Origin of the sequence: Nocardioides sp. GY 10113 (assembly GCF_004919105.1) — a bacterium.
GTDB lineage: Bacteria > Actinomycetota > Actinomycetes > Propionibacteriales > Nocardioidaceae > Nocardioides.
This window is the reverse complement of record NZ_STGK01000002.1, coordinates 13531-31373: the sequence shown is the minus strand read 5'-3', so window position 1 is coordinate 31373 and position 17843 is coordinate 13531. Positions and strand designations below refer to the sequence as shown.

The window sequence follows — 17843 nt, the reverse complement described above, 5'->3', positions numbered from 1 at the left end:
GGGAACGCTAGCCGGACGCTCCGTCCTCGTCGCGGGGAGGGCGCCATCGGTGCAGGTCCGGGTCGTCGGCGCGGAGGGAGCGGACCGGGCCCGGCCCGGTCTCCGCGGTCTCGAACCGGACCGTCACGACCCCGCGCCCCGCGCCCCACACCCAGCCCCTGCCGTGCTCGGCATGCTCGACGTCGGCGCCCGGCGGCCAATCGTGCGGGGCGCGCGCGCCGGCCTCCTGCGGTGGGGCGGCAGGGCCGGAGGCGACAGGCCGCGACGCGGCAGCCTCGGACTGGGCAGCCTCGGACCGGGCAGCCTCGGAAACGGCAGCCTCGGAGTCGGCGGTCCCGGGCGGGGTGCCGGGCTCGACGCCGGGCTCGTCGCCGGGCTCGTCCTCGGTGCCGAAGAGGTCCTCCTGGACCCAGTCCGCCAGCCCTGCGACACCCACACCCAGGAGCCGGACGCCGCCGGAGGTGTCGAGGTCGGCCAGCAGGCCGCGCGCCACGCGTCCGATGGTGGTCGCGCTGTCGGTGGGCGAGGCCAGCGTGCTGGACCTGCTCGAGGTGGAGAAGTCGTAGAGCCGCACCTTGATCGTGACGGTCCGGCCCGAGACGCCGCCGTCGGACAGGCGACGGGCGACCTCTCCGGCCTGTCGGGTGAGGATCGCCTCCATCTGGCGGCGGTCGGTCAGGTCGTGCTCGTAGGTGGACTCCACGCTGACGGACTTCGCCTCGCGCTCCGGCTCGACCGGCCGGTCGTCCTGCGCCCGGGCCAGCCGGAAGAGCGACTGGCCGTGGGCCCGGCCGATCTCCCGGACCAGCTCGTCCTCCCCGAGCCGCTCGAGCTCGGCGACGGTGTGGACGCCGAGGCGGCGCAGCCGCTCCGCGGTGGCCGGGCCCACACCCGGGATCACGCCGACCTTCAACGGCCTGAGGAAGTCCCGTTCGGTGCCCGGCGGGACGACGACGAGCCCGTCCGGCTTGTCCAGGTCGCTGGCGATCTTGGCGATGAGCTTCGAGCTGCCGAGGCCGACCGAGGCGGTCAGGCCGCCGGTGACCTCGGTGACCTCGCGGCGCAGCCGGTCGGCGAAGGCCGTGACGGTGCCCAGGTCGAGGTCGGGCAGGTCGGCGCGGGTCAGGTCGACGAACGCCTCGTCGAGCGAGAGCGGTTCCACCAGCGGCGAGTACGAGCGGAGCAGGTCCATGACGGCGCGGCTGGTCTGGCGGTAGGCGGCGAACCGGCCGGAGAGGTACGCCGCGTGGGGGCACCGGGCGCGGGCCTCACGGGTCGACATCGCCGACCGGACCCCGAAGGCCCGGGCCTCGTAGGAGGCGGTGGAGACCACGCCGCGCCCGCCCGTGCCGCCGACCACCACCGGCCGGCCGCGCAGGGACGGCTTGTCCCGCTGCTCGACGGCGGCGAAGAAGGCGTCGAGGTCCAGGTGGAGGACCGAGGCCTGGGCGCGCACGGGTGCACCGTAGCCCCCGGCACTCCCACCACGAGCCACCCGGTCGTCCACAGCCCGTTCGGCCGCGCGGGGAGGTCCCCAGCCCGCCCTCGGCGCCGCGGTGCGCCGGGCGGGGACCGCCAGGGTCGGCACATGGCGATCACACCAGGAGTCCCCGAGCAGCGGCCCGAGCGCGTCCCGCCCCCGGCCGGGCGCCCACCGCTGCGGCTGACCGCGCGATCGACCGAGGACCTGCTGGCCCTGGCCCCGGTGCTGCTCGGCTTCTGGCCGGAGCGGTCGGTGGTGATGCTGACCTTCGGGGCGCCCCGGCCGTTCCACGCCCGGCTCGACCTGCCCTCCGGCGGGGCCGAGGCGTCCGCGGTCGGCGAGCTCCTCCTGGAGCCTGCCCGCCGCCACGGGGTTCGGGGCGTCGTCCTTCTCTTCTACAGCGACTCCTCCGCCGCGGAGGCAGGTGCCGTGGAGGCGGCCTGGGCCGCGCTGCGCCGCGGCGCGCGACGCAGCGGCATCGACGTCCTGCAGGCGCTCTGGGCCGACGGTCGGCGCTACCGCCGGCTGGACCGCGTCGGGCAACCGCAGGGCGAGGCCCCGGTGGAGTACGACGTGAGCAGCCACCCGTTCGTGGTCCAGGCTCTGGTGGAAGGGCGGCTCCCGTTCCGCAGCCGCGACGAGATGGTCGCCTCGCTCGCATCGGATCCCGCCGCGGTCGCGGCCGTCGCCCATGCCCTCGCCGATGCCCTCGCCGATGCCCTCGCCGATGCCCTCGCCGATGCCCTGACCGATGCCCCCGCCGCGGCCGTTCCGCGTCGCGTCGCGGTCGGCCCCGACCTTGAGAGCGTGCTCGCCTGGGTCCGCCGTCACCAGGGGTGCGCGCCGCCGGGACCGGCGGCCGTGGCCGAGCTCCTGGTGGCCCTGGGAGACCCACCCCTGCCGCCGGCCGAGGTCCTGCTGGGAGCGGCGGGCGGCGACGCCGAGTCGGAGCGGTGGACGTGGGCGGGGGTGCTCCCGCAGGTGCCGGAGGCCTACGTGCCCGCCGTCGCGACGCTGCTCGGCTTCAGTGCCTGGCGCGCCGGCGACGGAGCGATGGCCTGGGCTGCGGTCGACCGGTGTCGCGCGCTCGCGCCGGACGATCCCGGCGCCGCCCGACTGGCCGCCCTCCTGGAGATGGCGGTGCCACCGGGTCGATGCCGGGACCAGGAGGGTCGATGACCGCACCCGCGTCTGCGCGCGCCCGGGTTTGATCGAGCCGTTCCGGGCTAACCTCGCTTCATGGGCCTGGACGTCGATCCCCAGGAATTCAGCCGTGCCGACCGCACCCGGCACCGGGCGAAGGTGCATCGGTGTCTCGATGTCTTCGAGCGGATGCTGGCCGAGTCGATCTTCGACACCGACGACCCGATGACCGGGCTGGAGGTCGAGCTCAACCTCGTCGACCCCAACGGCGACCCGGCACTGCGCAACGCCGAGGCGCTCGCGCTGATCGCCGACCCGGACTTCCAGACCGAGCTGGGGCGGTTCAACATCGAGATGAACGTCGAGCCGGGCTTCCTGCGCGGGGGAGGCCTGCGCCGCTACGAGGAGGCCTTGCGGCGCAGCCTCAACGCGGCGGAGCAGCGATCGGCGCAGATCGACGCGCACCTGGTGATGATCGGGATCCTGCCGACGCTGACCCCCGAGCACCTGACCGAGGAGACGATCAGCGCCAATCCCCGCTACAAGCTCCTCGACGAGCAGATCCTGCGGGCCCGCGGCGAGGACATCGTGATCGACATCATCGGCGACGAGCGGCTGCGCACGACCGCGGACTCGATCATGCCGGAGGCGGCCTGCACCAGCACCCAGCTGCACCTGCAGACCTCGCCGGAGCGGTTCGCGGCGTACTGGAACGCCTCCCAGGCGATCGCGGGGGTGCAGCTCGGGCTCTCCGCGAACTCGCCGTACCTGCTCGGGAAGCGGCTGTGGCGCGAGACCCGGGTCCCCCTCTTCGAGCAGGCCACCGACACGCGCAGCGAGGAGCTCAAGGCACAGGGGGTGCGCCCCCGGGTGTGGTTCGGCGAGCGGTGGATCACGTCGGTCTTCGACCTGTTCGAGGAGAACGTCCGCTACTTCCCGGCCCTGCTGCCGGTCACCGACGAGGAGGACCCGCTGACCGTGCTGGAGGCCGGCGGCACGCCCACGCTCTCGGAGCTGCGGCTGCACAACGGGACCATCTACCGCTGGAACCGTCCGGTCTACGACATCCGCAACGGCGTCCCGCACCTGCGCGTCGAGAACCGGGTGCTCGCCGCGGGCCCGACCGTGGTGGACACCGTCGCCAACGCGGCGTTCTACTTCGGCCTGGTCCGCGCCCTCGCCGAGAGCGATCGGCCGCTGTGGTCGCAGATGTCGTTCGGGGTCGCCGAGGAGAACTTCCACGCGGGCTCGCGCGACGGCATCGACGCGGTCGTCTACTGGCCGGGGGTCGGCGGGGTCCCGGTGGCGGAGCTGGTGCTGCGCAAGCTGCTGCCCATGGCCGCCGACGGGCTACGGGCCTGGGGTGTCGGGGGCGACGAGATCGACCGCTACCTCGGCATCATCGAGCAGCGCTGCCTCACCGGACGCAACGGCGCCACCTGGTTCGTGGAGCGGATGGCAGAGGTCGGGTCCGGCGGTTCGTCGCTGGAGCAGCGGCTCGATGCGTTGCGGACCGTGCTGCGGGACTACCGCGAGCGGATGCACTCGAACCAGCCGGTGCACACCTGGTAGGCGAGGGCGCCGAGGTCGGTCGGCCTCAGCGGACGCGGATCGGCCGCTGCCAGGTCCGGCCGGTCGTGGTGCGCGGGTCGCGCCAGGACTGCTTCGTGACGACCACCAGGTCGAGCGCCACCCCGAGCTCGCTGCCGGCCGCGTGCACGGCGGCGGACCACGGACGGTCGTGCTCGTCACCCGCGTGGAAGGGCCGCGTGAGCCACAGCAGCGGCACCCGGCCCGCGACCAGGAAGTCGCGAGCGATCGCCTGGGCCACCTCGGTGCGGAGCGTGTGGTCGAACGCGGACGGCGCCCCCACCTCCAGGCAGCGCTGCGCGCCGCCGGGAAAGCCGACGCGCAGCGTGGGCGGGTAGGAGCGACGCTCCTCGGATCGCCCGTGCTCGAGCACGGCACGGCGCAGCACCCTGGCCAGCGCGTGCGGAACCGGCTCGAGGATGCCCTGTCGTTCGCGGTGGCTCACCCGGGAAGGGTCCCGCACCGCGGCGGGGTCCCGCGGCCTCGATCCACAGGGTGCGGACCGCCGGGCTCCGACCTCGGGGCCGTGGGACCGGAGGCCGGCGCGGAACCTACTGGTCGCCGCCGCCGAACATGATCTCGTCCCAGCTCGGCACCGAGGCGCGGCCGCGCTTCTTCGCGGGGCGCCGCGGGCGCGGGTCGGCATCCGCCGTCGGCTGGAGCTCGTCCTCCTCCAGGACCGGCTGCTCGAGCACCGGCTCCGGCGCCGGCGGCTCGTGGCGTCCCGCGGCGGCACCCGCCTCGGCGGCGTGCCCCTGCTGGGCTGCCGGCGCCGGCGGCGCGTCGGACGGCAGCGGGATGGCCAGGTCCAGGGCGTCGTCACCGAGCGGCAGGTCCTCGGCCACCGCGGCCAGGCGCCGCTGGCGCGCGTGCAGCAGGTCGTCGCGGGGTGCGGGTGCGTCGTCGACCAGATCGCCGACCAGCCAGCGGGCGTCGTCGTTGTCGGCGGTCGCGTAGTTGCCCGGCGGGTCGAAGGTGAACCGAGCGGTGCCGCTGCGCGCCGCGGTCGCATAGCTGGCGGACAGCACCCAGCGGCCGGTCTCGCGGCGGAACGCGTCCCACTCGACGGCGTTGGGGTCTGCCTCCACGCTGCGCAGGTGCGCCGCGACGATGTCGCCCAGCACGCGCCCGGGCGTCGCCGCCCCGCCCTCACCCGCGCCGCGGCGCAGCGAGGAGCGCTGTGCGCGCTCGGCCACGTGCTCGCGCTCGGCCACCACGGGAGCGACGTAGGGCATGATCGCCTCGACCGTGGTCCCGGCGGCCTCGGCGACCGACTCGGGGGACTCTCCGGAGCGGATGCGGGTCTGGATGTCGCGCGGGCGCAGGGTGCTGTTCATCTTGGTCTCCAACTGGCCGATGCGTGCGGTGGGGCCGCTGATCACGGCGCGGAGCGCCGCGTTGATGTCGACGGTGAATTCGGCACCCTCGTCGCTCACCAGGCGCAGACGACGCCCGTCCTCGCTGAGGCCAGCGAGCGTGAGGTGGGTCATCGGTGCCTGCTTCGTGTCGTGGTGGTGGTCGGTTCGCCGTGTTCGGCTGGGGCTCGGCCGGCGGCGGTCGCTAGACCACTTCCAGCCTGCCGTGAGCCTACGCCTCGGGCCCTCCCGGATCGCGAGGCGCGCCCGGCGCGGGGGTGATCTGTCGACATTTTGCTTCGTGTTCCCGGGTCGCGGGGCGGCGGTCGCGCGAGGGCGCGCCGGGTGTCAGCCCAGGGCACCCTCGTCGTGCAGCCGGCCGCGCACGTAGAGCCATCGGCCGGACTGCCGTGAGAAGCGGCTGGTCTCGTGGAGGGTTCCGGCCTGTTCTCCGCCGTCCGGGGTGGTCAGCACGTGGTCGGCGGCGAACTCGACGATCCCGCGGGCGTCCTCGGCGCCGCCCGCCTCCGTGGCGAGGATCCGGAGGCCGGTCCAGCGCAGCCGGTCGTCGAGGTCGATCCGGTCGGGGCGGGTGGCGGGGTGCCAGGTGTCGAGCAGGTAGTCGGCGTCGCCCACGACGAAGGCGCTGTAGCGCGAGCGCATCAGCTGCTCGGCGGTGCTCGCGCTGCGGGAACCGGCCAACAGGGCTCCGCAGCAGTCGTCCCAGGCGACGCCCGAGTCGCAGGTGCACGGCGCGGGCCGGTTGCGGTCCGGTCCGCCGGTTCGGGTCACCGCCGCCTCACAGCTCGGCGACGACGACGTCGAGCTGCGTGCCCTTGCGGCCGGCCGCGGCCGGCTCCACGGTCCAACCGAGGCGCTCGAGCGCCCCGGCCAGCTCCTCGGGCGTGCGCGGGTCGGCGCCGTCCTCCAGCAGGGCCCGCACGATCCGGCCCTTGGTGGCCTTGTTGAAGTGGCTGACCACCTGGCGCCGCCCGTCCTTCTCGTGCAGCACCCGCACGGTGGCGACGCGGTCGGCCAGCTCGGCGGGCGGGCGCCAGAACCCGGCGTACATGGTGGAGCGGAGGTCGACCAGCAGGCCGCCGCCGAGGGCCTCGCCCATCGCCGGGCCCATCGTGTCGCGCCAGGCCGCGGAGACCTGGCCGACGCCGGGCACCGTCGCGTCGCCGGAGAGCCGGTAGGCCGGGATCCGGTCGCCGGGACGGACCAGCCCGAACAGGCTGGAGGTGACCGCGACCCGGGTGGCCGCGCGGCGCTTCGCCGCCGTCGAGAGGTCGCCGAAGCCGAGCGCGTCGTAGAGGACACCGGTGTAGATGCGGTCCGCGCGGGCGGTCGGCGCCTCGAGGAGACCGGCGTTGCGGGTGACCAGGTCGGACTGGGTGCGAGAGAGCCCGAGCACGCTCGCTGCGTGGTTGGGGTCGGTCCGGCACAGGTCGACGAGGGCCTCCAGCATGCGCTGACGGGTCTCGGTGAGCAGCGGCAGGGACAGCGAGTCGAGGTCGAGCGCTGCCCCGCGGACGGGAGCGGACTTCCCTTCGCTCGGCGGCAGCAGGATCAGCACGGGCACCAAGGATAGGGTCGCCCGCATGGCGAGCAACTCCGCGGTCCTCGTGACCGGCGGCGTCCGGTCGGGGAAGTCGCGTCACGCCGAGGGGCTGGTCGGCGACGCCGAGGCGCTCTACGTCGCCTGCGGCCCCGTGCTGGACGACCCCGACTGGGCCGCGCGGGTCGCCGCGCACCGCTCCCGGCGGCCCGGGACCTGGCAGACGGTGGAGACGCTGGACGTGGCCGCGGTGGTCGACGGTGCCGGTGACCGGGCCGTGCTGGTTGACTGCCTCGGCACCTGGCTCACCGGGCTGGTCGACCGGGCCGGGCTCTGGGAGGCCCCGACCGACGAGGTCGAGGGCCACGTGCTGGCGGAGGTCGGCGCCCTCGCGGCGGCCGTCGCGGGTGCGCCGGCGCCGGTCGTGCTGGTCACGAACGAGGTCGGCCTGGGCGTGGTCCCGACCCACCGCTCGGGGCGGCTGTTCCGGGATCTCCTGGGCACCGTCAACCAGCGGGTCGGCGCGGCCTGCGGCGAGGTGCACCTGGTCGTCGCCGGCCGCGTCCTGCGCCTCTGACGCCGAGCCGGGGGTCAGGGCCCGCCGAGCCGGGTCAGGCCGCGGCTGCGCCGATCAGCAGCACGGTCAGCGCGACCTCGATGCCCGCGCCGAACACGTCGCCCGTCACACCGCCGAACCGTCGTACGGCGTGCCGGGTCAGCGCCATGACGGCCAGCGCCGCGGCCGCGACCGTGACGGGGCCGCGGACCGGGTCGACCAGCGCGGAGGCGGCGCCGATGGCCAGCCAGCCGAGAGCGGCGAACGCCACCGGCACGGTGCCGGTGAAGGTGGCGCCGAGACCGCCCGGACGGGCCGCGGGCACCACGCGGGCGGAGGTGATCCACAGCGCCGCGCGAGAGCCGCAGACGGCGGCTCCGGCCAACAGCGCACCGCGCAGGTCGTCAGCCAGGGCGGCCAGCGCGCCCGCCTGCGCGCCGAGCACCAGTACCAGCGTGGCCGCGCCGGCGGGCCCCGCCGTACCGCCCTTCATCACCGCCAGCGACCGCTCGCGGTCGAAGGAGGCGACCAGGCCGTCGGCGACGTCGGAGAGTCCGTCGAGGTGGAGCGCGCGGCTGCCTGCGGCGAGCGCGGCGAGGGCTACGAACGCGACCGACCAGGCGGGCAGCGAGAGTGCCGCGCCCGCGGCGACGACGACCATGACCGCCGCGGCCAGCGGCAGCGCGGCGAGCGGGGCGAGCAGCATCGCACCGCGCGCGGTCGCCGGGGTGACCGACCGCACCGCCGGCACCGGGATCGCGGTCAGCGTGCCCAGCGCCAACAGCAGGCCGTCGATCGGTGCGGGGCGGCTCACGCGTCCGGCATGAGCTCGGCCAGCAGCGCCACGTCGCGCAGCACGGCGACCGCGGAGCGCAGCACCGGGACGGCGGCCACAGCTCCCGAGCCCTCGCCCAGGCGCAGGCCGAGGTCGAGCAGCGGCTCCAGCCCCAGCTTGTCCAGGGCCATCGACTGCGCCGGCTCGGTGGACCGGTGGCCCGCGGCGAACCAGGCCGCTGCGCCGGGCGCGATCCGGTCCGCGGTGAGGGCGCAGGCCACCGACATCAGACCGTCCAGCAGGACCGGTACGCCGCGCTCGGCCGCCTCGAGGAGGTAGCCGACCGTGGCGGCCAGGTCGGCGCTGCCGACGGCGCTGAGCGTCTCCACCGGGTCGGCAAGCCGGTTGCCGGCGCGGTCGAGCGCCTGCTGGACGACCCGCACCTTGTGGTCGAGCGCGGCGTCGTCGATGCCGGTGCCGCGGCCGACGACCTCGGCGGCGGGCAGGCCCAACCCCGCCGCGACCATCGCGGCCGCCGGGGTGGTGTTGCCGATCCCCATGTCGCCGCTGAGCAGCAGCTGCGCGCCGGCGGCGATCTCCTCGGCCGCGACCGCGCGACCGGCGGCCAGCGCGCGTGCGGTCTCCTCGGCGCCCAGCGCGTCCTCGAGGTGCAGCGCGCCGCTGCCGCGTCGTACCTTGTGCGCGCGGACCGCGTCGGGCACGCCCTCCAGGTCGTCGTCGACCCCGAGGTCGAGCACCCGGACGTGCACGCCGTGGGCGGCGGCCAGGGCGGAGACGCCGGCGCGGCCGGCGACGAAGGTGCGCACCATCGCCCCGGTGATCGCCGGGGGATAGGCGGAGACGCCGTGGTGGGCGACGCCGTGGTCGCCGGCGAAGATGACCAGCCGGACGTTCTCCAGGGGCGCCGGCGGCACCTGGCCCTGCGCGGCGCTCAGCCACACGCCCACGTCGCCGAGGCGGCCGAGCGCGCCGGCGGGCGTCGCCAACCCGGCCAGCCGCTCCACGGCGGCAGCGCGGGCGGTGGGGGAGGGCGGGGCGATCGCGGGGGAGGTCATGGGGGCAACCTAGCCGCCGGCCGCTACGGTCCTGGGTCGTGGGTCACTCGGTGCTGGTCGTCCCGGTCCCGGCGCTCGAGCCGTTCGTCCGGGCGCGCTGGGCGCACTACGACCCGGCGTGGGTCTCGGCGGATCCGGCGTTCACGCACGCCCACGTCACCGCGCTCTCCCCGTGGCGCGAGGATCCCGACCCGGACGCGCTGGCCCGCGTGGCCCGGATCGCCGCGGCGACGCCCGCGTTCGACTTCACCCTGGCGGCCGTGGACGCCTTCCCCGACGGGACCCTGCACACCCCGCCCGCCCCGGCCGCTCCGTTCGCGGACCTCACCGCCCGGCTCTGGTCGGCCTTCCCGGACTGCCCGCCGTACGGTGGCGCGTTCGGCGAGGGGCCGTCGGTCCCGCACGTGACGTTGGACCGCGTGGCCGACGACGTCAGCGTCGCGTCGGTCCGCACCGCTCTGGGCGGGACGCTGCCGGCCGCCTGCCGTGCGGAGGCGCTGGAGTGGCACTGGTACGACGAGGGCGACTGCCACGTGCGCGGCCGCTGGCCCTTCCGCGCACCGCCGAGCCGGTAGTGGCGCACCGCCGAGCCGGTCGTCGCGCACCGCCGAGCCGGTCGTCGCGCACCGCAGCCGGGACTTGGATCGCGCGCCGAGGCCCTCACCCCCCGGCTCGCGGGGTCAGCGGAGGCGGAGTCGGCGCATCCACGCCAGCGTGGTGAGGGTGCGCCGGACGTGCGCGGCGTACGGGGTGCCCTCGGGCGGTGCGAGCACCTGCTTCCTCAGCGTCGCGACCGTCGTGGGGTAGGTGAACTTCAGGAGTCCCTCGTCACCGTTGCGCACGCCGAGGCCGGAGGCCTTCGCGCCGCCCGAGGGCGCGGACTTGGTGGCGTACCCCAGCGGGGCGCTGTCGTTGATGTTGACGTGGCCGGTCTGGAGCTGCGCCGCGACCGCCATCGCCACGTCGTGGTCGGCGCTCCAGACGCTGGCGTTGAGTCCGTACTCGCTGTCGTTGGCCAGCCGGATCGCCTCCTCGACGTCGGTGAACCGGTAGAGCGCGACGACCGGACCGAAGGTCTCCTCCGCATGCACCCGCATCCCCGGCGCCACCCCCTCCAGCACGGTGGGCTCGTAGAAGGTGGGGCCGAGGTCGGGGCGCGCGCGGCCGCCGACCAGCACCCGGGCGCCGGCCGCCACCGCCTCGTCGACGTGGGCCGCGACCCGGGCCAGGTGGGCCGGGTTCGCCAGCGCGCCCATCTCGGCCTCGAAGTCGTAGCCGGCCGCGACCCGCAGCCGGCCCACCCGCTCCACGAACAGGTCGCGGAACCGGTCGTAGACCTCGTCCTCGACGTAGATCCGCTCCATGTGCAGGCAGAGCTGGCCGCTGTTGCCGAAGACGCCGAGGACCGCGCTGGCCACCACCTCGTCGAGGTCGGCGTCCCGGAGCACGATCATCGGGTTCTTGCCGCCGAGCTCCAGGCAGGAGGGGACCACCCGCTCCGCGGCCCGGGCGGCGACCCGCCGGCCGGTGGCCAGCGACCCGGTGAACATCACGAAGTCCGCCTGCTCGACCACCGCGGGACCGGTCACCGCCCGACCCCCAGGGCCGTCGGCGCCGTCGTCGCAGACCAGCTGCACCAGCTCCGGCGGCAGGCCGGCCTCGCGCAGCAGGCTGACCGCCAGCGCCGCCGAGAGCGGGGTGTGCGGGTCCGGCTTGAGCACCACCGCGTTGCCCGCCATCAGTGCCGGGATCGCGTCGCACAGCGCGATCGCGAACGGGAAGTTCCACGGCGAGATCACCCCGACCACCCCCAGCGGGTGGCGCAGCTCCACCGCCTCCGTCACCCCCGGTACGGCGCCGGGGTGACGCACCGGGCGCAGGATCCGATCCGCGCGCCGGAGATAGTGGCTGGTCAGGATCGGCAGGTCGCACATCTCCTCGAACGCCATCCGCCGGGCCTTGCCGGTCTCGAGCTGGATCACGTCGCTGATCAGTGCGTGCCGCCTGAGCACCAGCCGGTGGAAGCGCCGGAAGACCCGCAGCCGGTCGGCCACCGAGCGCTCCGCCCAGGCGTGCTGCGCCGTCCGTGCGGCGTCGAAGGCGGCCGCCACGTCCGCGGCGCTCGCGCGCGGGACGCGGGCGATCGGGGTGCCGGTGTAGACCTCCACCACCTCGAACGCCCGGTCGGGGTCGCCACGGAACAGCGCGGTCAGGGCCGCCAGGTCGGGCCGAGGCCGGGCCGACGGGCGAGGAAGGTGCATGGCGCGGTCAGCCCCTGGCCTCGGGTGGGCGCGGCTCGGGGTCGCTGAGCACCGAGGCCACCAGGTCGTTGAGCTCGGCGACGATCTCCTGCGTGCTCATCGCGGAGGTCGAGATCTGCGGCAGGTCGTGGTCGAGGCCGAGGTCGCCGAGGGCCGTGAAGGTGGTCCGCATGGCGTGGCTCAGGCGGAACCGCACCTTCTCGGGGCTCCACTCCGGGTGGAGCTGCGACAGCAGCTCGGTGAACGTCCGCGCCTGGGTGCGGAAGCCGTCGATGAGGACCGAGATCGACGGGTGGCCGGAGGCCATGATGCCGGCGACCATCCGGACCCAGTGCGGGCCGTCGTGCAGCGCCATGTGGGCGACCGGCTCGACGAACGCCCGCGCGAGGGAGGGCGCGTCGAGCCTGCCGGGCTCCGCCAGCCCGTCGAGCAGCTCGGCCCGGCGCGCCGAGACCTCGCCGGCGCGCTCCCGGATCAGGGCTTCGACCAGGGCGTCCTTGGAGCCGAAGTGGTAGTGCACGGAGGCGACGTTGGTGCCCGCGGCGGCCATCACGGCACGCAGCGAGACGGCGTCGATCCCGCGCTCGGCGAAGAGCTGCTCGGCGGCGAGCAGGATCCGTCGCTCGGTCGGCAGGTCGGGGTCCACCCGCAGCATCGTCGCAGCGACGGGTGCCACGGCGCTCGCCGGTCTCATCGCGGAGACCCGTAGACGGTGACCACGCAGGCGCCGCCGAGGCCGAGGTTGTGGGCGAGCGCCAGCTCGGCGCCGGGGACCTGCCGGCCCTCGGCCTCCCCGCGCAGCTGCCAGGTCAGCTCCGCGCACTGCGCCAGGCCGGTCGCGCCGAGCGGGTGCCCCTTCGAGATCAACCCGCCCGAGGGGTTGACCACCCAGTCGCCGCCGTACGTCGTCGCGCCGTCGGCGACCATGGGGCCGGACTCGCCGGGCTTGCAGAGCCCGAGCGCCTCGTAGGTGAGCAGCTCGTTGACGGAGAAGCAGTCGTGCAGCTCCATCACGTCCACCTCGTCGATGCCGACGCCCGCGCAGGCCAGCGCCCTCCTGCCGGCCTCCGCGGTCATCGGCGACCCGACCACGTCGATCATCGACCCGAAGGAGAAGGTGTCCCGGGTGTCGGTGACCAGCGACTGTCCGAGCACCCGCACCGCCCGATCGGTGAGTCCGTGGGCCTCGGCGAAGCGCGCGCTGGCCACGACGGCGGCTGCCGCGCCGTCGGACATGGGCGAACACTGGGACCGGGTCAGCGGCGGGTGCACCGGTCGGTCCGCCAGCACCTCCTCCAGCGTGTAGGCGTCGGTGAACTGGGCCTTGGGGTTGGCCGTGGAGTGGGCGTGGTTCTTCACCGCGACGGCGGCCAGCTGCTCGTCGGTGGTGCCGTAGCGCTGCCGGTGCTCGACGGCCGCATGGGCGAAGAACTGCGCCGTCAGCGGTGTCTGGGCCACGCCGTGGGCCGTCCACATCGTCTCCAGGTGGCGGTCGAGCGTGCTCGTCGCGAGGCGACCGGGGACCTCGGGCGGGGTCGCGGCCATGGCGGCTCGCGTCATCTGCTCGAACCCGACGGCGAGTACGACGTCGGCCAGCCCCGCCGCGACCCACTCGACGGCGAGCGCCAGCGCGGTGGAGCCGGTCGCGCAGTTGTTGGTGACGTTGACGACCGGGATGCCGGTGAGCCCGATGTCGTAGAGCACCCGCTGGCCGGCGGTGGAGGGCGCGAACACGAACCCGACGGCGGCGCGCTGCACGGCGTCGTACCCGATGCCGGCGTCGGCGAGCGCGGCCCGGACGGCCTCGCCGGCCATCTCCGGGTAGGTCCACGGCTCGGTCTCGATCCTGGTGAACCGGGTCATGCCGACCCCGATCACGTGCGGCGCCCGGTCTCGGGCAGCCGTCCCGACAGTCAGGTCCGCATCCAGGCCAGCAGTCATGTCAGCGCCCCTCGAAGGTCGGCGTCCGCTTCTCGCGGAACGCGGTGATGCCCTCCCGGGCGTCGTGCGAGCCGATCACCTCGGTGACCAGTCTGCGCTCGATCGCCCGCGCGGTCTCCTCCTCCAGCCACCCGCTCTGGACGACGGCGGCCTTGGCGTTGCGGACGGCGAGCGGCCCGTTGGCGGCGACCCGGTCGGCGAGGGCGATGGCCCGGTCCAGCGACTGGCCGTCCTCGACCAGGTGGCCGACGAGGCCGAAGTGGTAGGCCTCCTCGGCGGTGAGGGGATCGCCGGTGAGGATCATCTCCATCGCCTTGGTGTAGGGGATCTGCCGCTTGAGCCGGACGGTGGAGCCGGCCCCGGCGATCAGGCCGAGCTGGGCCTCGGGCAGCCCGAAGACCGCGCGGCGCTCGGCGACCCGGATGTCGGTCTGCTGGAGCATCTCGCAGCCGCCGCCGAGGCAGGGGCCGTTGACGGCGGCGATCAGTGGCTTGGTGAGCGTCCGGCTGAGCAGGAGCGCCTCGGTGACCAGGCTGCGGCCCGGCGTCGGCTTCGCCGCGTCGCCGTGGGGGACCTCGGCGGGTGCCGCGCCGCGTCGCGACCCCGGCACCCGCACCATCCACCCGTCGGTGAGGTCGCCGCCGACGCAGTAGTCGGTGCCGGCCCCGGTGAGGATCGCGACCCGGATCCCGTCGTCGCCGTCGATCTCGTCCCAGGCGGCCTGGAACCCCTCGAGCATGTCCAGGCTGAGCGCGTTCTTGCGCTCGGGCCGGTTCATGGTCAGTACGACGGTGTGTCCGTCCCGCTCGTACAGCAGGTCTGCCATGGCGTCCTCCAGGTCGTCGGTGTCTCGGTGGCTCAGGGCTTCTCGGCGCCCACGACCCACAGGGCGTGGAACTGCGAGGCCCCGCCCATCGCGTGGCCGACGGCGCGTCGGGCGCCCTCGACCTGGTGGGCGCCGGCCAGGCCGCGCACCTGCTGGGCGGCCTCGGCGAAGCGGACCAGGCCGGTGGCGCCGGTCGGGTTGCCCGACAGCACGCCGCCGGACGGGTTGACCGGGAGGTCGCCGCCGAAGGCGGTGGCGCCGCGGTCGACCATCCGCCAGCCGTCCCCGACCGCGGCCAGGCCGATGTTCTCCAGCCAGATCGGCTCGTACCAGCTGAACGGGATGTAGAGCTCGGCCACGTCGAGCTCGGCCGCCGGGCGAGTGATCCCGGCCTGGGCGAACGCGTCGGCGGCGCACTCGGCGCCGGCCCGCGGGTTCACCTCGTCGCGGCCGGCGAAGTGGCCGGTCTCGGTGCGCCAGGACATCCCGTGCACCCAGGCGGGCGGACGGCCGCTGGCGGCAGCGATCCGCTCCGCCTCGGCCTCGCCGGTGACCACGATCGCCGCGGAGCCGTCCGAGGTGGGACAGGACTCCAGGAACCGCACCGGGTCCCACAGCATGGGGGAGTCGCGGACCTTCTCGATGGTGATGTCGGGCATCTGCACGTGGGCCAGCGGGTTGCGGGTGGCGTTGAGGCGGTGGTTGACCGCGACCTGCCAGCCGATGTGCTCGGGCGCCCCGGACCGGTGGATGTACTCGCGGATCACGGGGGAGAAGTGGCCGCCGGCACCGGCGCCGAGCGCCACGTTGAAGGGCAGCGGCCGCGAGAGCGCCCAGGTGAAGTCGCCCTCGGACTCCTTGCTGTAGGCGACCACCAGCACCCGTTCGGCCAGGCCGGCCTGGACCAGGTGGGCGGCGTAGATCGCCGCGTGCCCGCCGACGCTGCCGCCGGTGAAGACGCGGGTGACCGGAAGGTTGCGGGCGCCCATCGCGTCGGCCAGGTAGAGCTCGGGCTGCATCACGCCGTCGAAGAGGTCGGGGGTCTTGGAGAGCACGATCGCGTCGACGTCGGCGAAGCCGAGCCCCGCGTCGGCCAGCGCGCCGGCGACCGACTCCCGGACCAGGCCGGCGATCGAGGTCTGCCGGCGCTTGGCCTGCCTGCTCTGGCCGACCCCGACCACCGCGACCCGCTCGTGGCTGCTCATCCGTCCCCCTCCATGAGGCTGACCAGGTTGTGCTGCAGCGCCGGGCCCGACGTCGCATGGGCCAGTGCCCGGTCGGCGGACCCCGAGCGGATCCGCGCCGCGGCCTCCCCGATCCGGATCAGCCCGGTGGCCGTGGTCGGGTTGCCCGCCAGCGGCCCGCCCGAGGGGTTCAGCACGACGTCGGGGCCCAGTCCGAGCGCCGTGGCGAGCAGCGGCTCGGCGTAGGAGTACTCGGTGTGCAGCTCGGCGACGTCGACGTCGCCGGGGCCGAAGCCGGCCATCGCCGAGGCCCGGGAAGCGGCGATCTCGACGGTCTCCAGGCGGGTCAGGTCGCGCGAGCCGGGGTAGTGGCTGTCGATCCGGTGGTCCATCGCCCGGATCCACGCCGGACGCTCGCAGAGCTCACGGGCCCGGTCGCCGGCGGCCAGGATCAGCACCGCCGCGGCGTCCCCGACAGGGGCGCAGTCGTGCTCCCGCAACGGCGCGGCGACGTACGGCGCCGCGAGCAGCTCCTCGATCGAGGGCCGCCCCGACCGCTGGGCGTGCCGGTTGGACTCGGCGTCGGCCAGGCTGCGGGCGACGGTGGCCGCCAGGTCGGTCTCGTCCACCCTGCCGGTGGCCAGCAGTGCCTGGGCCTGGATGCCGGCGAGCGCGTGCCGCGGCGGGGAGAGGGGCGCGAGGTAGTAGGGGTCCAGCATCGTCCGGCTGACCTGGTCGAGGTCGCGGGCGAGCGAACCGCGGCCGATGCCGTAGACCAGGGCGAGGTCGCCCTCGCCGAGCTGCAGCCAGGACCAGGCCTCGGTGACCGCCCACGCGGCGTCCATCTCGACGTGCGACTCCGAGATCGGCGGCCACGCCCCGACCGCGTCGAGGGACTCGATGTAGGCGAAGGTGCGACCCTCGTGGAAGTCGTGGCTGCCGGAGCAGTAGAAGTCGATCTCGCTCCGGTCGATGCCGGCCTCGGCGACGGCCGCCGCGATCACCGGGGCCAGGATGTCGGCCATGTCGTCGCGCCGGTTGGCGGCGAGGCAGTCGGACTGGGCGAAGGCGACGACGCCGACGTCACGCATCACGGCCTCCTCGAGCGCTCCCCGGGGGAAGCGGCGCCCGCAACGCGGGGTCCACGGGGCGGAAGTAGCGGACGCTGGCCAGCGACGGCTCCCACTCCTCGGGCGGCGCCCAGACCGGCTCGACGGCCATCCCGACGCTCACCCGCTCGGGCTCGACCTCCATGATCCGGTGCATCAGCTTGGTGCCGGTCCCGTCGAGGTTGAGGTAGCCGACGACGTACGGCGGGGTGAAGAGCTGGCCGGGGAAGGGCAGGTTGACGATGCAGAACGTGCTGACCGTGCCGGTGCCGGGGATCTCGGACGGCGACAGCAGCGCGACCAGGCAGCGCGCGCACTGCTCGGGGGCGGGGAAGTAGACCTGGCCGCAGCCGGGGCACTCCCGGGCCAGGAAACGGCCCTCGGCCATGCCGCGCAGGTAGACCGAGCGGCCCACGCCGGCGACATAGGTGTAGTCGACGTGGAAGGGCGCGGCGATCGTGGCGACCGGCGCGGGCAGCTCGGCATCGGCCAGGCCATGGACGCTCATGCCGTCACCGGCTCGAAGCACACGATGTCCCGGATCGAGCCGACCCGCTGGTCGGCCCAGCGGGCGCGGACCCGGAGGCCGGTGCGGAGCGCGGCCGGGTCGCCTCCGGTGTCGACGGCGTGGAACAGGCAGGTGTCGGCGCCGTCGATCGCGATCAGCGCCCACCCGAAGGGGCGGTCCAGCGGGTCCTGCGCGCGGGGCTCGACCCAGGTGAAGCTGTGCACGGCACCGACCGGGTCGAGCTCGACGAAGCCCCCGGTCTCCTCGGCGGTGACCGGGTCGAACTCGGCGACCGGGCACAGGACCCGCTCCTCGGACCCCCGGACCCCGAGGAGCCGGCCCTCGCGCAGGCCGCCGAGGAAGACGCCGATCTTCGGGCCGACGGTGCGCTCGAAGCCGAACTCCGTGGAGTACGGCGCCGACAGGCTCTCGGTGCTCACGCCGAGAATCTATCAACTGTTTCTATCAAGCGATA

19 protein-coding genes are annotated in these 17843 nt (G+C 74.9%); 4 read left to right on the top strand and 15 right to left on the bottom strand.

The genetic code is table 11. The annotated features are described in order from the left end of the window. Positions 1-7 precede the first annotated feature (7 nt). Positions 8-1456 carry a DNA polymerase IV gene (locus E8D34_RS02450; RefSeq protein WP_136593015.1) on the bottom strand — a complete coding sequence of 483 codons (1449 nt, stop codon included), beginning with the start codon at positions 1454-1456 and terminating at the stop codon, positions 8-10. Positions 1457-1588: 132 nt separating this feature from the next. Between E8D34_RS02450 and E8D34_RS02445 the strand changes: the two genes are divergently transcribed. After that, the gene (locus tag E8D34_RS02445; RefSeq protein WP_136593014.1) at positions 1589-2662 is read left to right on the top strand and encodes a DUF4192 domain-containing protein; all 1074 of its coding nucleotides are present in this window, start codon (positions 1589-1591) and stop codon (positions 2660-2662) included. A gap of 60 nt (positions 2663-2722) precedes the next feature. Continuing rightward, positions 2723-4198, top strand: coding sequence for a glutamate--cysteine ligase (locus E8D34_RS02440; RefSeq protein ID WP_136593013.1), 1476 nt, complete (start codon positions 2723-2725; stop codon positions 4196-4198). Between the two features lie 25 nt (positions 4199-4223). Here the strand turns inward: E8D34_RS02440 and E8D34_RS02435 are convergent, their stop codons facing one another. The 4 genes from E8D34_RS02435 to yaaA all read right to left on the bottom strand — a co-directional run bounded on the left by E8D34_RS02435 (position 4224) and on the right by yaaA (position 7156). After that, complete coding sequence (locus E8D34_RS02435) at positions 4224-4661, bottom strand: hypothetical protein (RefSeq protein WP_136593012.1); 438 nt, start codon at positions 4659-4661, stop codon at positions 4224-4226. 106 nt (positions 4662-4767) lie between these two features. After that, positions 4768-5706, bottom strand: coding sequence for a septation protein SepH (sepH, locus tag E8D34_RS02430; RefSeq protein ID WP_136593011.1), 939 nt, complete (start codon positions 5704-5706; stop codon positions 4768-4770). A 213-nt stretch (positions 5707-5919) separates the two neighbouring features. Then, a complete protein-coding gene (locus E8D34_RS02425) occupies positions 5920-6276 on the bottom strand; it encodes a YchJ family metal-binding protein (RefSeq protein WP_240771087.1) in 357 nt (118 codons plus the stop codon). 94 nt (positions 6277-6370) lie between these two features. Further along, positions 6371-7156: a peroxide stress protein YaaA gene (yaaA, locus tag E8D34_RS02420; RefSeq protein ID WP_240771051.1), complete on the bottom strand. Its 786-nt coding sequence runs from the start codon at positions 7154-7156 to the stop codon at positions 6371-6373. 19 nt (positions 7157-7175) lie between these two features. On the opposite strand from yaaA, the gene cobU reads away from it, so the two are divergent. Then, positions 7176-7709 carry a bifunctional adenosylcobinamide kinase/adenosylcobinamide-phosphate guanylyltransferase gene (gene cobU, locus E8D34_RS02415; protein ID WP_136593009.1) on the top strand — a complete coding sequence of 178 codons (534 nt, stop codon included), beginning with the start codon at positions 7176-7178 and terminating at the stop codon, positions 7707-7709. A 34-nt stretch (positions 7710-7743) separates the two neighbouring features. Here the strand turns inward: cobU and E8D34_RS02410 are convergent, their stop codons facing one another. Continuing rightward, a complete protein-coding gene (locus tag E8D34_RS02410) occupies positions 7744-8502 on the bottom strand; it encodes an adenosylcobinamide-GDP ribazoletransferase (protein ID WP_240771050.1) in 759 nt (252 codons plus the stop codon). Further along, on the bottom strand, positions 8499-9539 hold the full coding sequence (cobT, locus tag E8D34_RS02405) for a nicotinate-nucleotide--dimethylbenzimidazole phosphoribosyltransferase (RefSeq protein ID WP_136593008.1): 1041 nt from the start codon (positions 9537-9539) through the stop codon (positions 8499-8501). Before cobT ends, E8D34_RS02410 begins: the two co-directional genes overlap by 4 nt. 38 nt (positions 9540-9577) lie before the next feature. On the opposite strand from cobT, the gene E8D34_RS02400 reads away from it, so the two are divergent. Continuing rightward, entirely contained in the window at positions 9578-10114 is a 537-nt protein-coding gene (locus E8D34_RS02400; protein ID WP_136593007.1) for a 2'-5' RNA ligase family protein, read from the top strand. 105 nt (positions 10115-10219) lie between these two features. Here E8D34_RS02400 and E8D34_RS02395 read toward each other — a convergent pair whose 3' ends face one another. Genes E8D34_RS02395 through E8D34_RS02360 form a run of 8 tightly spaced genes read right to left on the bottom strand, consistent with a single transcriptional unit; the run spans position 10220 to position 17808 of the window. Then, positions 10220-11800 (bottom strand): succinic semialdehyde dehydrogenase, encoded by a 1581-nt coding sequence (locus E8D34_RS02395; RefSeq protein WP_136593006.1) that lies wholly within the window; start codon positions 11798-11800, stop codon positions 10220-10222. A 7-nt stretch (positions 11801-11807) separates the two neighbouring features. Further along, the gene (locus tag E8D34_RS21480) at positions 11808-12455 is read right to left on the bottom strand and encodes a TetR family transcriptional regulator (protein WP_346763604.1); all 648 of its coding nucleotides are present in this window, start codon (positions 12453-12455) and stop codon (positions 11808-11810) included. Positions 12456-12490: 35 nt separating this feature from the next. Continuing rightward, positions 12491-13741: a beta-ketoacyl synthase N-terminal-like domain-containing protein gene (locus E8D34_RS02385; RefSeq protein WP_136593004.1), complete on the bottom strand. Its 1251-nt coding sequence runs from the start codon at positions 13739-13741 to the stop codon at positions 12491-12493. 1 nt (position 13742) lies between these two features. Then, entirely contained in the window at positions 13743-14567 is an 825-nt protein-coding gene (locus E8D34_RS02380) for an enoyl-CoA hydratase-related protein (RefSeq protein ID WP_206056519.1), read from the bottom strand. Positions 14568-14599: 32 nt separating this feature from the next. Continuing rightward, on the bottom strand, positions 14600-15772 hold the full coding sequence (locus E8D34_RS02375; RefSeq protein ID WP_136593003.1) for a thiolase domain-containing protein: 1173 nt from the start codon (positions 15770-15772) through the stop codon (positions 14600-14602). Next, positions 15769-16842, bottom strand: coding sequence for a lipid-transfer protein (locus tag E8D34_RS02370; RefSeq protein ID WP_136593002.1), 1074 nt, complete (start codon positions 16840-16842; stop codon positions 15769-15771). The genes E8D34_RS02375 and E8D34_RS02370 overlap by 4 nt, the downstream gene beginning before the upstream one ends. After that, positions 16835-17368, bottom strand: a complete 534-nt coding sequence (locus E8D34_RS02365; RefSeq protein WP_136593001.1) for a Zn-ribbon domain-containing OB-fold protein — start codon at positions 17366-17368, stop codon at positions 16835-16837. The genes E8D34_RS02370 and E8D34_RS02365 overlap by 8 nt, the downstream gene beginning before the upstream one ends. Next, positions 17365-17808 carry an OB-fold domain-containing protein gene (locus tag E8D34_RS02360; RefSeq protein ID WP_206056518.1) on the bottom strand — a complete coding sequence of 148 codons (444 nt, stop codon included), beginning with the start codon at positions 17806-17808 and terminating at the stop codon, positions 17365-17367. Before E8D34_RS02360 ends, E8D34_RS02365 begins: the two co-directional genes overlap by 4 nt. Between the last annotated feature and the right edge of the window lie 35 nt (positions 17809-17843).